This window comes from Schaalia cardiffensis, assembly GCF_016405145.1.
Classification (GTDB): Bacteria; Actinomycetota; Actinomycetes; order Actinomycetales; family Actinomycetaceae; genus Pauljensenia; species Pauljensenia cardiffensis.
The window spans coordinates 84,623-100,220 of sequence record NZ_JAEKIA010000002.1; the positions used below are offsets into that span (position 1 = coordinate 84,623).

General features: G+C 63.7%; 12 protein-coding genes and 1 riboswitch. Of the genes, 11 read left to right on the forward strand and 1 reads right to left on the reverse strand.

Features of this window, described 5'->3' with window-relative positions; translation table 11 throughout:
• The first annotated feature begins 395 nt into the window (after nucleotides 1–395).
• The 11 genes from JFX23_RS01645 to JFX23_RS01695 all read left to right on the forward strand — a co-directional run bounded on the left by JFX23_RS01645 (nucleotide 396) and on the right by JFX23_RS01695 (nucleotide 14,658).
• The gene (locus JFX23_RS01645) at nucleotides 396–1,049 is read left to right on the forward strand and encodes a DUF4352 domain-containing protein (protein ID WP_005962135.1); all 654 of its coding nucleotides are present in this window, start codon (nucleotides 396–398) and stop codon (nucleotides 1,047–1,049) included.
• A 152-nt stretch (nucleotides 1,050–1,201) separates the two neighbouring features.
• Complete coding sequence (locus JFX23_RS01650) at nucleotides 1,202–3,499, forward strand: 6-phosphofructokinase (protein WP_198775440.1); 2,298 nt, start codon at nucleotides 1,202–1,204, stop codon at nucleotides 3,497–3,499.
• 94 nt (nucleotides 3,500–3,593) lie between these two features.
• Complete coding sequence (gene pgi, locus JFX23_RS01655; protein ID WP_198775441.1) at nucleotides 3,594–5,267, forward strand: glucose-6-phosphate isomerase; 1,674 nt, start codon at nucleotides 3,594–3,596, stop codon at nucleotides 5,265–5,267.
• Nucleotides 5,268–5,616: 349 nt separating this feature from the next.
• On the forward strand, nucleotides 5,617–6,606 hold the full coding sequence (locus tag JFX23_RS01660) for a malate dehydrogenase (protein WP_198775442.1): 990 nt from the start codon (nucleotides 5,617–5,619) through the stop codon (nucleotides 6,604–6,606).
• Between the two features lie 507 nt (nucleotides 6,607–7,113).
• Nucleotides 7,114–7,977 (forward strand): formyltetrahydrofolate deformylase, encoded by an 864-nt coding sequence (purU, locus tag JFX23_RS01665; RefSeq protein ID WP_198775443.1) that lies wholly within the window; start codon nucleotides 7,114–7,116, stop codon nucleotides 7,975–7,977.
• Between the two features lie 280 nt (nucleotides 7,978–8,257).
• A riboswitch (ZMP/ZTP riboswitch) is annotated at nucleotides 8,258–8,341 on the forward strand.
• Nucleotides 8,342–8,381: 40 nt separating this feature from the next.
• Nucleotides 8,382–9,674 (forward strand): serine hydroxymethyltransferase, encoded by a 1,293-nt coding sequence (gene glyA / locus JFX23_RS01670; RefSeq protein WP_233050465.1) that lies wholly within the window; start codon nucleotides 8,382–8,384, stop codon nucleotides 9,672–9,674.
• A complete protein-coding gene (locus JFX23_RS01675; protein WP_198775444.1) occupies nucleotides 9,671–10,567 on the forward strand; it encodes a bifunctional methylenetetrahydrofolate dehydrogenase/methenyltetrahydrofolate cyclohydrolase in 897 nt (298 codons plus the stop codon). Before glyA ends, JFX23_RS01675 begins: the two co-directional genes overlap by 4 nt.
• A 60-nt stretch (nucleotides 10,568–10,627) precedes the next feature.
• Entirely contained in the window at nucleotides 10,628–11,863 is a 1,236-nt protein-coding gene (locus JFX23_RS01680) for an arginine deiminase (RefSeq protein ID WP_005962125.1), read from the forward strand.
• A gap of 14 nt (nucleotides 11,864–11,877) precedes the next feature.
• Nucleotides 11,878–12,876, forward strand: a complete 999-nt coding sequence (gene argF / locus JFX23_RS01685) for an ornithine carbamoyltransferase (RefSeq protein WP_198775445.1) — start codon at nucleotides 11,878–11,880, stop codon at nucleotides 12,874–12,876.
• 67 nt (nucleotides 12,877–12,943) lie between these two features.
• Nucleotides 12,944–13,861, forward strand: coding sequence for an acetylglutamate kinase (gene argB, locus JFX23_RS01690; RefSeq protein WP_005962123.1), 918 nt, complete (start codon nucleotides 12,944–12,946; stop codon nucleotides 13,859–13,861).
• Nucleotides 13,858–14,658 (forward strand): exodeoxyribonuclease III, encoded by an 801-nt coding sequence (locus JFX23_RS01695; protein WP_198775446.1) that lies wholly within the window; start codon nucleotides 13,858–13,860, stop codon nucleotides 14,656–14,658. The genes argB and JFX23_RS01695 overlap by 4 nt, the downstream gene beginning before the upstream one ends.
• Before the next feature lie 257 nt (nucleotides 14,659–14,915).
• Here JFX23_RS01695 and JFX23_RS01700 read toward each other — a convergent pair whose 3' ends face one another.
• Nucleotides 14,916–15,464, reverse strand: a complete 549-nt coding sequence (locus JFX23_RS01700) for a 2'-5' RNA ligase family protein (protein ID WP_005962121.1) — start codon at nucleotides 15,462–15,464, stop codon at nucleotides 14,916–14,918.
• Nucleotides 15,465–15,598 lie beyond the last annotated feature (134 nt).

The following is a 15,598-nucleotide window of genomic DNA, read 5'->3' on the forward strand; positions in this document are numbered from 1 at the left end:
CTCAACAGCCGATTGAAGGCGGCTATTCGTCCCCTCAGAATTCCCAGACTCCCAGCGCTCCTCAAACGCCGAATCCTTGGGGCCAGCCGACACCCTCCCCTTATTCTCAACAGCCAACTGCTGAGCAGACCTATGCATTTCCGCAGCAGGCACCAGCAGGCGGCCCACAGGGCGGAGCCACTCAGCCAGGTGCGCCTTACCCCCAGCAGGGAACCCCGTACCCCCAGCAGGCAAACCCGTATCAGCAGCAAGGAACGCCATACCCTCAGCAGGGCGCTCCCTACCCTCAGCAGTCAACGGCGTACCCCCAGCAGGGTGCTCCCGGTGGTCCGCAGGCTGGAGCCCCCGTCGGGCCTGGAGCGCAAATGCCGGGTGCCGCTCCCACCAATGGTGCGATGTCCTACATGACGCCTCCGACACCTAAGAAGAGCTCTGGCGGCAAGACTCTCATCATTGTTCTCGTTGCGATCCTGGTCGGACTCGTACTCATCGGCGTCATCGCAACGATGAGCATCAAGGCCCTGTCAGCTTCCTCCCCGACGTCTCCTTCAACGAATCAGGGCTCACATTCGCAAGAGAGGCCCAATACGACGGATACGAACCGAGACACCTCGGCCTCGGAGGATACGCCCCCTGTCTCCATCGGCAAGGAAGGCGAGATCACGGACTGGAAGGTCAATGTCGCCACCTATACCCGGGAGGCGAGTGCGGCGATGATGAAGGACAACTCCTTCAACGACCCTGCTCCTGCGGGCATGGACCACACGCTCATCGACTTGACGCTCACCTACACGGGAAGCAATCAGGAAGGTGAGGATTTCCTTTTCGAGCTCGACTTCTACCTCGTTGATGAGAGCGGAAAGAAGTACTCATGGGCTGATGCTGATGGCGTTGCCCCGGATGACCTTTTCGCGAGTTTCGACACCTCCTTGAAGCCGGGGAAGTCAGTCACCGGCCAGCTGCTCTTCGATGTTCCTGAGAACAGCAGCTACACCTTCCGGATGGAGAGTTCGGACACCGGGCAAAAGGTTGAGATTCCACTGAACTGATCCGTTCCTCCCCCGCGGCGCCCTCCTCAGAGGCGCAACGGGGGAGGACTTTCGTTGAGAGCATGTCCTCGGGTCTGAAAAAGAAGGCTCTTCCAATGAGTGGGACTCGTCATAGACTGGACCAGGACGGCCTTCGGCCCAACCCATTGAGAATGGAGCGACACGTCATGAATATCTCCTCGCAGCTCAACGCATCCGACGACTTCCGCATTGGCGTCCTCACTTCCGGCGGAGACGCTCAGGGCATGAACGCCGCCGTACGCGCAGTGATCCGCACCGCCCTCGCGGTCGGCGCCCGCCCCTATGCGGTGCTCGAAGGGTGGGCCGGCGCAGTCCACGGCGGCGACTCCATCAAACCGATGGGCTGGTCTGATGTGTCGAACATTCTTTCGGCAGGGGGTACCGTCATCGGTACGGCCCGCTGCCCCGAGTTCCGCGAGTACGAAGGGCGCCACGCCGCCGCTCGCCACCTCCTCGAGCACGGCATTGATCGCCTCGTCGTCATCGGCGGCGACGGCTCCCTCTCCGGCACCAACGAGTTCCGCACGGAATGGCCCCAGCACGTGCGTGAGCTCGTCGACGAGGGCGTCATCAGCGAAGAAGAGGCAGCAGCACACCCCGCGCTCATTGTCGTCGGCCTCGTCGGCTCCATCGACAACGACATGGTCGGTACCGATATGACAATCGGCGCGGATACCGCCCTTCACCGTATCGTCGACGCCCTCGACCAACTCACATCCACCGCCGCATCCCACCAGCGCACATTCGTCGTTGAAGTGATGGGGCGCCACTGCGGATACCTGCCGCTCATGGCGGCCGTGGCGGGCGGAGCCGACTACGTCTTCACCCCCGAGAATCCCGCGGGACCCGGCTGGGAGGACGACCTCGCCGAACATCTGCGCCTCGGACGCGAGGCGGGGCGCCGCGAGTCGATCGTCCTCGTCGCTGAGGGTGCTACCGACCGCGACGGCAACCTTCTCACGACTCAGCACATCGCCGACGCCATCACTGAGAAGACCGGTGAGGATGCGCGCGTCACGATCCTCGGCCATGTGCAGCGCGGCGGCTCGCCCTCGGCCTACGACCGTTGGATGTCCACCCTGCTGGGCTATGCCGCCGTGCAGGAGATCCTCACGACAACGCCCGAAGCCGTGCCCTGCATCCTGGGCGTCCGCCACAATCGCATCACCCGCATTCCCCTGATGAAGGCCGTGCAAGAGACCAGAGCAGTCAAAGACTTCATCAAGGCTGGAGACTTCGAGGGCGCGCAAAGGGCGCGCGGCGTGTCCTTCACGGCCATGGTGGGTGTCAACGACATCCTCTCAACGCCCCCGCAGCTCACTCCCGAGGCGACGGGCACCCCCCGCCGTATCGGTATCCTCCACGCAGGGGGCCTCGCCCCGGGCATGAACACGGCGGCCCGCGCTGCCGTGCGACTGGGAATCGCCCGCGGTTGGACGATGCTCGGGATTCGAGGTTCCTGGAGGGGCCTGGCCGACAACGACGTGAGGGAACTGACCTGGGGCGACGTCGAGGGATGGGCCTTCCAAGGTGGCGCTGAACTCGGCACCCGTCGGGAGGTCCCCGAGATCGAGCAGTATTACTCCCTGGGGCGAGCAATTGAACGTAATGAACTCGACGCCCTGATCGTCATTGGCGGTCTCAACGCCTACCTCGCGGTGCACGCGATGATGAATGAGCGCGACCGTTACCCGGCCTTCCGGATCCCGATGGTGCTCATCCCCGCGTCTATTGATAACAATCTCCCGGGCTCAGAACTGTCGATCGGCGCTGACACTGCGCTCAATAATGCGACCTGGGCGCTCGACCGCATCAAGGAATCGGCTGCCGCGACCAAACGCTGCTTCATCGCGGAGATCATGGGACGACGCTGCGGCTATCTCACGCTCATGAGTTCTTTGTCCTCGGGCGCCGAATACATTTACCTGAATGAGGACGCGGCGAACCTGCAGAAGATCGCTGAAGATTCGCGTCGCATGGTCGGCTCTTTCAAGGATGGGCGCAGGCTCTTCCTCATCCTCGTCAACGAAGCCGTCTCGAAGTTCTACGACCGAGAGTTCCTCGCTTCCGTGTACGAGGCCGAATCCGAGGGTTACTACGATGTCCGCCACTCCGCCCTCGGGCACCTGCAGCAGGGCGGAGCGCCCAGCCCCTTCGATCGGCTTCTCGCGACCAGGCTCACGAACCGCGCTTTGGAGCACCTTCAGAACCAGTTCACCCGGGGTGAGGCTGAGGGCGTGTACATCGGCCAGATCGGCAACCACATTGAAGCGCGTCTCGTGAAGAACATGTTCGACGACCTCGACATCGTCAACCGTCGTCCCTTCGACCAGTGGTGGTGCGAACTCACCCGCATCCAGCGGATCGTATCGATGCAGGACCCGGGGATGCCCGCCCTGAGGATCTCGATCGCTGATTCTGAGGAGTGATACCGCCCCGAGCTTCGAATCGAATTCGCAATTCCCATCAACTCAAGGCCCAACTCAAGACCCCGCTCGCCCTATCAACGAAGTAGGAGAACCCATGACCATCCCCACGCTCGATCCGATGACGACCGCCGCTTGGGAGGCCCTCGACGCCCGCGCTGACGCTTTCGACCCCGACCTTCGCGCCTGGTTCGAGGCCGACCCGGATCGCGCGTCGAGATGGACGAAAACAGCTGCAGATCTGCGCGTTGACCTGTCGAAGAACCTCATTGACGAGGGCGTGCTCGCTGACCTGCTCGCCCTCGCGCAGCAATGCGGCGTTGCGGAACTGCGTGACCGCATGTTCGCCGGAGAACACATCAACACCACTGAGGATCGTGCGGTCCTCCACACCGCACTGCGCCGCCCCGACACCGACGAACTCATCGTTGACGGCCAGGACGCGATCGCAGATGTCCACGAGGTCCTCGCGAAGGTCTATGACTTCGCCGACCGCGTGCGCTCAGGAGAATGGGTGGGAATCACCGGCAAAGCGGTCAAGACAATCGTGAATGTCGGTATCGGCGGCTCCGACCTCGGCCCCGTCATGGCTTACGAGGCGCTCAAACCCTTCGTCCGCGAGGGGCTCGAATGCCGTTTCATTTCGAACATCGACCCGACCGATGCGGGCGAGACGACGAAAGATCTCGACCCGGAAACGACCCTCGTGATCGTCGCCTCAAAGACTTTCACGACCCTGGAGACGATCACGAACGCAAAGGTCGTGCGCGACTGGTTCCTCTCGAGCTTGCGTGAGCGCGGCCTCGCCCAGGATGAAGCGGGGGAGAAGGAAGCGATCGCGAAGCATTTCGTCGCAGTGTCAACAGCCCTCGACAAGGTCGCCGAATTCGGCATCGACCCGAATAACGCCTTCGGCTTTTGGAGTTGGGTCGGTGGACGCTACTCCGTGGATTCAGCGGTCGGCACTTCCCTCGCGATCGCGATCGGCCCGGACGGCTTCGAGGAGTTCCTCGCGGGCTTCAACGCGATGGATGAGCACTTCTTGAGCGCCGCCCCTGAGCAGAACGTCCCGCTCCTCATGGGCCTGCTCAACGTCTGGTACTCGAACTTCCTTGGCGCGGACACGCACGCGGTCCTGCCCTACTCCCAGTACCTGCATCGTTTCCCGGCCTACCTCCAGCAGCTCACCATGGAGTCGAACGGTAAGTCCGTGCGCCGCGATGGCACTCCCGTCACCTACGAGACTGGCGAGGTCTTCTGGGGCGAACCCGGCACGAATGGGCAGCACGCTTTCTATCAGCTCATCCACCAGGGCACACGCATGGTCCCCGCGGACTTCATTGCTTTCGCGAATCCGGCGTGGCCACTCAAGGACGGCGAGGCAGATATGCACGAGCTGTTCTTATCGAACTTCCTCGCGCAGACGAAGGCCCTCGCCTTCGGTAAGACCTCGGAGGAGGTACGCGCTGAGGGCACTCCCGAGGCGATCATTCCTGCGCGAGTCTTCACCGGCAACCGCCCGACGACCTCGATCATGGCCGCATCTTTGACTCCGCGCGTCCTCGGCGAGCTGATCGCCCTGTATGAGCACATCACTTTCGTTCAGGGTGCTGTCTGGGGCATCGACTCCTTCGACCAGTGGGGCGTCGAACTGGGTAAGGTTCTCGCCAAGCAGATCCTCCCGGCGATCACGGGCGATACGGATGCACTCGCTGCCCAGGATTCCTCGACTCGTGGACTCATCGAGTTCTATCGCGCAAATCGGGCGTGAACCCTGCCATGCCGCGATGCAGGTGAGTCGCTGAGGAACTCAAGAGTCGGCGAGATTCGCTGAGTCTTCGCAGCGAATCCGAAACGGAGGGGCCGCTCCTGCGCGAAGAGCGCAGGAGCGGCCTTTCAGTGAGAAGGTCTCGTGTCGTGCACGACGACTTTTCAAAGAGCTGCGCCTTCCGGTGACGAAATGAGTCGCATCTGGTGCAATGCGATTCTCGATCCGGGACGAGCGGCCCTGCACTCGGGGGCCTCCTCCGCTTAGGCTTATCCCGTACGCGAGCGAGAGCTCGCCACTGTCGACGTCGACATCCGGCGTCCTTTTCGACAACACTAAGGAGTGCCGCATCATGGCAGAACCTCGTATCGTCACCGTCACCGGCGCCGCCGGTAACATCGGCTACGCCCTGCTGTTCCGCATCGCCTCAGGCCAGCTCTTCGGCCCCGATGTCCCCGTTAAGCTCCACCTCCTCGAAATCCCCCAGGCCGTGAAGGCCGCTGAGGGCACAGCCATGGAGCTCGATGACTGTGCGTTCCCGACTCTTGCCGGCGTCGAAATCTTCGACGATGCCACCAAGGCCTTCGAAGGCACCAACGTCGCCTACCTCGTCGGTGCCATGCCGCGTCGCCAGGGCATGGAGCGTGCTGATCTTCTCGAAGCGAACGCCGGTATTTTCGGCCCCCAGGGCAAAGCCATCAACGACGGTGCCGCAGACGACGTTCGCGTCCTCGTCGTAGGCAACCCGGCCAACACGAACGCCACCATCGCTCAGAACGCAGCCCCGGACGTCCCGGCCTCCCGCTTCACCGCGATGATGCGCCTCGACCACAACCGCGCTGTCGCGCAACTCGCCCACAAGACTGGTGCTGCTGTCGCCGACATCAAGGACGTCGTCGTGTGGGGCAACCACTCCGCCGACCAGTACCCGGACGTCTCCTTCGCGACCGTTGCAGGTAAGCCTGCCACCGAGCTCGTCGATGAGGCTTGGCTCGCCGAAACCTACCGTCCGGTCGTCGCCAAGCGCGGCGCCGCCATCATCGAGGCTCGTGGGGCCTCCTCGGCTGCCTCCGCTGCGAACGCCGCAATCGATCACATGTACTCGTGGATCCACGGCACCCCCGAGGGCGAGTGGGTCACCGCCGGCGTCATGTCCGACGGCACCCACTACGACGTTCCCGCGGGCCTGTGCTTCGGCTTCCCCGTCACCTCCGACGGCGGCGAATGGCAGATCGTTGACGGCCTGGAGATCTGCGCGGCGACCCGCGCAGGCATCGACCACAACATCAAGGCCCTCCAGGAGGAGTACGACGCCGTTAAGGCGCTCGGCTTCATCAAGTGAGTGGGGCGAGTCCTCGACTCGCATCGCGCCCCTATGAGGGGGAAGGCGGCCGCAGACCACAAGGTCTGCGGCCGCCGCGCGTATCACGTGCGTCACCCTCGCAGCGTCGGATCACCCCAGTCGGGAAAGATTTGCAGTGGCGGCTCAGCTCAGTCGGACAGCCCAGCGACCCAGCTCTCAGCCGACGGGGTGCAGCATTCTGACAGCGCCCGCAGAGCTTCCACGCAACATCCCAGCCAGGGAGCTCTTGCAAGCTATCCCCAGCCCTGCGGCCCAGCTCTAAACAAGAGGACCCACGAGCTCGCACGCCCAGCCTTTGAGCGACATAAGCTCCTCCAATCCCAGCGAGTGCCCTCGACTCTGGTAAAGAAGTCTCTCTGAGGTGAAGAAGCGTAGAACAGTCCGCTGGCGAGCCGATTCACCAGCCCTCGGACTTCCTCGAGCCTACGGCCCCTCCTCACCCTGGGCGATTCTTCGACGCACCCCCAAGTTGGCTAACCTTGCTCCATGACTGAAACTGCTGCGCCTTCGAAGCTCGTCCTCACACTCTCATGCCCCGATCAGCCGGGCATCGTTCACGCGGTCTCCGGCGTTATCGGCTCGGTCGAGGGCAATATCATTCAGTCCCAACAGTTCGGCGACCCGGATTCGGGCCTGTTCTTCATGCGCGTCGAAATCGATTCACCCGTCGGGCGAGCACCCGTCGAAGAAGCAATGGCGGACATCGCGAAGCGCTTCGAAGCGACCTGGAACATTGACGACCTCGGGCGGCCCCTGAGGACCATCATCATGGTGTCACGCGAAGGCCATTGCCTGACCGATCTGCTCTACCGCCAACGCTCCCAGGAGCTGCCCATCGAGGTCGTCGCAGTCGTCGGCAACCACCCCGACCTCGCGCCCGTCGCCCAGTTCTACGGAGTTCCCTTCCTCAACATTCCTGTCACGAAGGACACGAAAGCCCGGGCGGAGGCTGAACTCCTCGACCTCGTCCGCTCTGAGAACGTTGAACTCATCGTCCTCGCCCGCTACATGCAGATCCTCTCCGAGAAGGTCTGCGAGGAAATGGCCGGGCGGATCATCAACATCCACCACTCCTTCCTTCCCTCCTTCAAGGGCGCCCGCCCCTACGCCCAAGCCCACGACCGCGGCGTCAAACTCATCGGCGCGACCGCCCACTACGTCACCCCCGACCTCGACGAGGGGCCGATCATCGAGCAGGACGTCACCCGCGTCACCCACGCGGACTCGACCCCGGACATGGTCTCCCTCGGTCAAGATGTTGAGCGCCGCGTCCTCGCGCAGGCGGTGCGCTGGCACGCCGAGCGTCGTGTCCTCCTCGACGGGGCGAGGACGGTCGTCTTCGCCCGCTGAACTGAGGAGCTCCTGGCTAAGGCCCAGGTTCCTTCCCCCGTCACAAGCGTCACGTCCAGGTGCAAACGGGGCTAAGCAAGGAATGACGGCTGAGCGGAAGAAGCAGGGCGTCACGTCCAGGTGCAAACGGGAACGAGTTCTGGCGCACATGAGACGAGGTAATAACCTCGACCGACTGAACAGCCCCGCAGCCCGCAACTCCTAACGTAAGCGAAACAAGCAGAGCCCAAGGCCCCGCCGGATGGATCACTCTGCTTGAAGGGAGCGCTCCGCGATACAGTGGTGGGGTCGTGACTGGCGAACAGGTGGGGAACCACCGGGGAGCGATGAACAGGTACTGGGGCCGCCCGCCTGGGCCCGAATGCCGAGCGAGAAATCGGACGTTCCACAACAAGGAGAACCCTATGGATTCCCTCAATGACATGACTCTGGCCGAGCTCGATCCGCAGATCCGGGCCGTCCTCGACGCTGAACTCGAACGTCAGCGCACGACCCTCGAGATGATCGCCTCGGAGAACTTCGTTCCCCGCGCGGTTCTCGAAGCCCAAGGATCCGTGCTGACGAACAAATACGCCGAGGGCTACCCGGGCCGACGCTACTACGGCGGCTGCGAAGCAGTCGATGTCGCAGAATCCCTCGCGATCGAGCGCGCGAAGCAGGTCTTCACAGGCGCTGACTTCGTCAATGTCCAACCTCACGCGGGCGCCCAGGCGAACGCAGCGGCCCTCATGGCGATGGCGAATGTGGGGGACACGATCCTCGGCTTGTCCCTCGCCCACGGCGGACACCTCACGCACGGCATGAAGATCAACTTCTCCGGCAAGAACTATCATGCCGCAGCCTACGAGGTCTCCCCTGAGACGATGCGCATCGAACCCGAGAAGGTCCGCGAGGCCGCTGTGCGTGAGCGTCCGAAGGTCATCATCGCGGGCTGGTCCGCATATCCGCGCCACCTCGACTTCCAGGCCTTCCGCGAGATCGCAGACGAAGTCGGTGCCGCCCTGTGGGTTGATATGGCGCATTTCGCGGGCCTCGTCGCAGCCGGGCTCCACCCCACTCCGATTCCCCACGCCGATGTCGTCACGACGACCGTGCACAAGACCCTCGGCGGCCCCCGCTCGGGAATGATCCTCTCGTCTCGTGGCGAGCAATGGGGAAAGAAAATCAACTCCGCTGTCTTCCCCGGCCAGCAGGGCGGCCCCCTCATGCATGCGATCGCCGCGAAAGCGATCGCCATGAAGGTCGCGCAGACCGAAGAGTTCAAGGACCGTCAACGCCGCACCCTCGAGGGCGCGCAGATCCTCGCCGAACGCCTGAAGGCCGATGATGCGAAAGCCGCGGGAATCACCCTCGTCACCGGGGGCACAGATGTTCACCTCGTCCTCGTGGATCTTGTGAACTCGAAGCTCGACGGCCAGCAGGCCGAAGACCTCCTCCACGAGGTCGGGATCACCGTCAACCGTAATGCCGTCCCCTTCGATCCTCGCCCCCCGAAAGTCACCTCCGGTCTGCGCATCGGCACCCCCGCTCTTGCGACCCGCGGCTTCGACGCGAAAGACTTCGCCGAGGTCGCCGACATTATTGGTACGACTCTCGTGCAGGGCGCGTCCGGCGCAGCCGTTGACGTCGATGGCCTGCGCGCACGCGTGAAGGCCCTGACCGACGCGCATCCGCTCTACGCGGGGCTGGGCGAATGAGGGCGCCGTGGAACGGGCCCGCCCAGGTCCTCGACGGGAAAGCAACGGCCGACGCCATCAAGGCCGAACTCGCTGAAAGGGTTGCGGTGCTTCGCGAGCGCGGCGTCGTTCCCGGGCTCGGCACAATCCTCGTGGGCGAAGACCCCGGCTCGGTCACCTATGTGGCGGGCAAACACCGCGACTGCGCGCAAGTTGGCATTGAGTCGATCCGCGTGGACCTGCCCGCAAGCGCCACCCAGGAACAGATCGAGGCCGCCGTGGACCGTTTGAACGCCGACCCGGCGTGCACGGGCTACATCGTCCAACTCCCCTTACCCAAGGGGATCGACCAGAACGCGGTTCTTGAACGGATCGACCCGGAGAAAGACGCCGACGGCCTGCACCCGACGAACCTGGGGCGTCTGGTTCTGCGCGGTTCGGGGCCGATCGATTCGCCGCTTCCTTGCACGCCAAGGGCTGTTATTGAACTCATGACACGTCACGGGATTGACCTCAAAGGCAAGCACGTGTGCGTCGTCGGTCGTGGGGTCACGGTCGGCCGCTCCATCGGGCTGCTCCTGATCCGCCGCGAGGTGAACGCGACCGTCACTGTGTGCCACACGGGAACGAAGGACCTGGCCGCCCAGGTCCGACAAGCCGATGTCGTCGTCGCAGCCGCAGGCAGCGCTGGCCTCATCACGAAGGACATGGTGAAGCCGGGAGCGGTCGTCCTCGACGTCGGCGTATCGAGGATCGTGGGCGAGGACGGGAAGTCCCGTCTCGCCGGTGACATTGCCGAGGGGGTCGATGAGAGTGCTTCCTGGCTCTCCCCGAACCCCGGGGGAGTGGGCCCGATGACCCGGGCCCTGCTCGTGACGAATGTCGTGGAGGCCGCCGAACGCGGCGCGAAGTGAAGGCAGCGGGAAGGGGCCGACCGGTCCCTTCCCGCCTTGCGCTCAGAAGGGAAAACAGTCATGCAACCACAGGTCACCTCCGAGGTTGGCCCGCTCCGTTCGGTCCTCGTGCACCGTCCGGGCCGGGAGATGAACAGACTCACCCCATCGAATATGGGCGAGCTCCTCTTCGACGACCTCATCTGGCTCGAACGCGCCCAAGCCGAGCATGACGCGATGACCTCGCTGATGCGCAAGCGCGGCATCGAGGTCCTCTATTTCACCGACCTGCTCACCGAGGCCCTCGAAGTGGAAGACGGGCGCGAGGAGGCCCTCGAACTCGTCTTTACTGAGCGCACGGTCGGGCCCGCCGCACTCGACGCCCTCCGTGGATTCGCGGCGGCCCTTGCGCCCGCAGAACTCGCGGGAATGCTCATTGAAGGACTCACGAAACGTGAACTCCTTGAGAGGATCGCAGAGCCGCGCTCCGCGTGGGTCTCGGGCCTTGGCCTTGACGATTTCATTCTCGCGCCCCTGCCGAACCACCTCTTCACCCGAGACACCTCCTCCTGGATCGCAGGCGGCGTCGCAGTCTCCTCCATGCGCAAGCCCGCACGTCGACGTGAGACCATCAACCAGGAGATCGTCTACCGCCTCCACCCCCGCTTCGCCGGGAAAGACATTCCCTTCTGGAAGCATGGAACCCTTGACGGCTCGGCCACGATCGAGGGCGGCGACATCATCAACGCGGGCAACGGAGCCCTCATCATCGGCGCCTCCGAACGCACCACCGCACAGGGCATTGAGCGTCTCGCGCAGCGCCTCTTCAACGGGGGCGCCGCACGTGAGGTCATCGTCTTGCAGATCGCGAAGAAGCGCGCCCAAATGCACCTCGACACGATCTTCACAATGCTCGACGAGGGAGTCTTCACCGCGTACGCGGGCCTTGGTCGCGTCCGCACCCAGTCGATCCGCCCAGGCGCTCGCGGAGGCCTCGACATCACCGTCCATGAGGCTGAGGAGATGGAGTCCGTCATCGCCTCCGCCCTCGGCCTCGACGAGATCCGCATCCTCACAGTTCCCGCTGACTCTTTGACTGCTGAGCGGGAACAGTGGAATGACGGCTCGAACCTGCTCGCCCTCGAACCGGGGGTCGTTATCGCCTACGAGCGCAACACCGCGTCGAACGACTACTTCGCCTCCCAAGGCTTCGAAGTCCTCACCATCCCCGGCAATGAGCTCGGCCGTGGCCGAGGCGGCGCCCACTGCATGACCTGCCCGATTATCCGCGATACCGTATCCGCACCCCGACTTTGAGGAGACACGAACACATGACACACCCCCTCCACGGACGCCACCTGCTGCGCGAGATCGACTTCACTCCCGCCGAGTGGATGTCCCTCATCGACCTCGCGGCCGAGTTGAAAGCGGAGAAGAAGGAAGGGCGAGAGGTCCCTCGCCTCAAGGGACGCAATATCGCCCTCGTCTTTGAGAAGACTTCGACGAGGACCCGCTGCTCCTTCGAAGTTGCGGCCGCCGACCAGGGTGCGCACACGACATTCCTGGACCCGACGGCCTCACAGATCGGACACAAGGAGTCCGTCGCCGACACCGCGAGGGTCCTCGGCCGCCTCTTCGACGGCATCGAGTACCGCGGTGATGAGCAGGCGAAGGTCGATACTCTCGCTGAGCTTTCCGGTGTGCCCGTGTGGAACGGCCTGACCGATGACTGGCATCCCACGCAGATGCTCTGCGATGCGCTGACGATGCGCGAGCACGCGGGCAAACCCCTCTCGGAGGTGTCCTACGCCTACGTCGGCGATGCGCGCTTCAACACCGGCCGCTCCCTCCTCGTCAACGGCGCCCTGATCGGCGCGGATGTCCGCATCGTCGCCCCGAAGCAGCTGTGGCCCGATGAGGAGTGCATCGCGAGCGCGAAGAAGATCGCCGCTGAGACGGGCGCGCGCATCACCCTCACGGAGTCCGTTGACGAGGGCGTCGCCGGAGTGGACTTCGTCCACACCGACATCTGGGTGTCCATGGGCGAACCCAAGGAAGTCTGGGATGAACGCATTGCCCTGCTTTCCGCCTACCAGGTGAACGCGGAACTCATGGCGAAGGCCGCGCCGAATGCGAAGTTCATGCACTGCCTGCCCGCCTTCCACGACCGCAATACGACGATCGGCGAGGAGATCTTCCAGGCGACCGGTCTTGGTGAACTGGAAGTGACGAACGAAGTCTTCGAGGGCCCCGCGTCCATCGTCTTCGATCAGGCGGAGAACCGCATGCACACGATTAAGGCGGTCATGGTCGCAACCCTTGGCGACTGACACGGCAAGAACACGTGTGGCACGGGACGAACACATTCACGGCGTGCACAGGTGGTGAAGGAGAATCATGGCTGAGGCGCAAGCCCCGCATCTGAACAGTGAGCAGAGGGCCCGAGTCCTGGGTGAAGCACTCGGGTGGATGCGCGAGTTCCGCGGCGACATTGTCGTCATCAAGTACGGCGGGCACGCGATGACCGATCCTGATGCGCAGGAGGCATTCGCCTCCGATGTGCAGTTCCTCCAGCACGTCGGAATGTTCCCCGTGGTCGTGCACGGGGGCGGCCCCCAGGTCAGCGCGATGCTCGACAAGCTCGGCATTGAAACACCCTTCCGCGAGGGGGTGCGTGTCACGACCCCTGAGGCGATGGAGATCGTCCGCATGGTCCTCACCGGTCAGGTGCAGCGCCGCCTCGTGTCGCGCCTCAATCAGCGCGACAGTCTCGCGGTCGGCATCTCCGGCGAGGACGGGGCACTGTTCAATGCGAAACGCAGGACCGGCGTCGACGAGAAAGGAGAGGAGATTGACTTCGGCCTTGTCGGCGAGATCACGAGCGTCGACCCGAGTGCCGTCCTTGAACTCCTCGACGCGGGGCGCATTCCCGTGATCTCGTCAATCGCGATCGATCAGGACAATGCGCGTCAGGTCCTCAACATCAACGCGGACGCTGCGGCCTCGGCCCTGGCGGTCGCCCTGGGCGCCTCCAAGCTCCTCATGCTCACCGATGTTGAGGGCGTGTACTCGAATTATCCGGATCCGGATTCTTTGCTGCACCATACGACGCCTTCGCAATTGCGGGCCCTGGGGGATGCGATCTCTTCGGGCATGATCCCCAAGGTTCAGGCCTGCCTTCAGGCGATCGAGGGCGGTGTCGACGCGGTTCACGTGGTGGACGGGCGTCAGATGCATTCGGTCCTCATTGAGGTGATGACTGACGAGGGCACCGGCACGATGGTTGTTCCCGACTCTGTGGAGAAGGACGCATGAAGATCTCGACTTGCAATGTGAACGGCGTGCGCGCCGCAGCCCGTAAGGGCCTTGCCGATTGGCTGGCCACCGAGGCGCCCGATGTGCTCCTCCTTCAGGAGGTGCGCGCCGAACCGGAGATCACGGAGGGAATCCTCGGGCCCCAGTGGGAGCTTTTGAGCGAACCCAGCCGCATTAAGGGCCGAGCGGGAGTGGCGATCGCCGTGCGCCGGGGAGCCCTTTCCATCGTTGATGTTCGCCACGGCCTCGACGATCAGGAGAGCGAAGCGGACTCGGGCCGCTGGATCGAAGCGACCGTGAACTCCGGTGGTGAGTCTTGTCGCCTCGTGTCCGCCTACTTCCACTCGGGGGAGAAGGGGACAGTGAGGCAGGACGCGAAGATGGCGCATATGCCGCGCATCGCGACTCGCATGGGGGAACTTTTGAGTGAGGGCGGTAAGACCCTCGTGTGTGGTGATTTCAATATCGTCCGCTCCAAGGCGGATATTAAGAACTGGACGCCGAACCACAATAAGCGGGCCGGGGTCCTCGACGAGGAGATCGCCTTCCTCGAGGAATGGCTCGACGCGGGATGGCATGACGTCGTCCGCGAGCTTGCGGGTGAGGTGCAGGGCCCCTACTCGTGGTGGTCACAGCGCGGCAAGGCTTTCGACAATGACACGGGGTGGCGCATCGACTACCATTTCGCGACTCCTGCGATGGCGTCCGCGGCGAAGGACTTCGTTATCGGCCGTGCGCCCTCATACGATTCGCGTTTTTCAGATCATGCTCCTGTCACGGTGAGCTATTCCTTCTGAGATCTTTCACAGCTTCGCCCCGTCCTCGATGAACGAGTGCGGGGCGAGGCTTGTGCGCGGGGAGGAGCATAGGGGATCTCGGCACTGCTTGTGGGAGCGGGGAACCCTCAAGGGGTGGGCGGCAAAGAGCCTGGTGCACGCTCGGTGGTTCGACGCCCGCTGCCTCCTCCAGGCCGCGTTCCGGCCCTAAAGTCGGGTGTTGTTGGCGCCCTGGGCAAGCTTGTGAGCTGGCGGCGAATCCGGGCGTAGACGGGGCTTTAGATGGAGGAAGCTTCGAAGTCGAAGAGAGCCATCGTCGAGTACATGCCGTTCTCGTCGACGCGGTCGAGGCGAAAGCCAGGCACCAGCCAGGAGGCCTCGAAGTTCGCGCCGAGGTCGAGGGCAAGGTCGAGCGCGGGGTCATCCACGTCCTGCGCGAGAGTGACATGCGGGTGGTAGGGGAAACGCTGCTCAATGTCGAGAGGCCCGGTGCGGACTTCGTCGGCGAGATTCGCGCATTCGGCGGCGCCTTCACTCAGGGACAAGAAAGCGACCTGGGAAAGAGGACGGAAAGAATCAGAGCCTTTGAGGGTCACACGGAAGGGGCTGTGATGCTTTGCGACTTCGCGCAGGTGACGGATCACCTCTGGACGCTCCCCGGTGGGGAAGGGCGTCGGCGGCAGGATCGTGATGTGCGCGGGCACTCGAGAGCCCTGGAGATCACCGAGGCTCAGGCGCAATTCGGTGAGTTGGGTGACCCAGGGCTCCGGGATTGCAATGAGGACGCCGAGCCAGTCTTGGCCGGGGGAGCGGTGGGGGAGGAACATCAGTCACCTGGAGTCGAAGAAGGTCGAGGAGCGTGCCCTATCCTAGGCGCGCTCGTCGACTGGATTCCAAACCGCCACCCTATGAGCATTCCCAAAACCACGACAAGAAGGATCGAGACAGGGGGAGCGTCCTT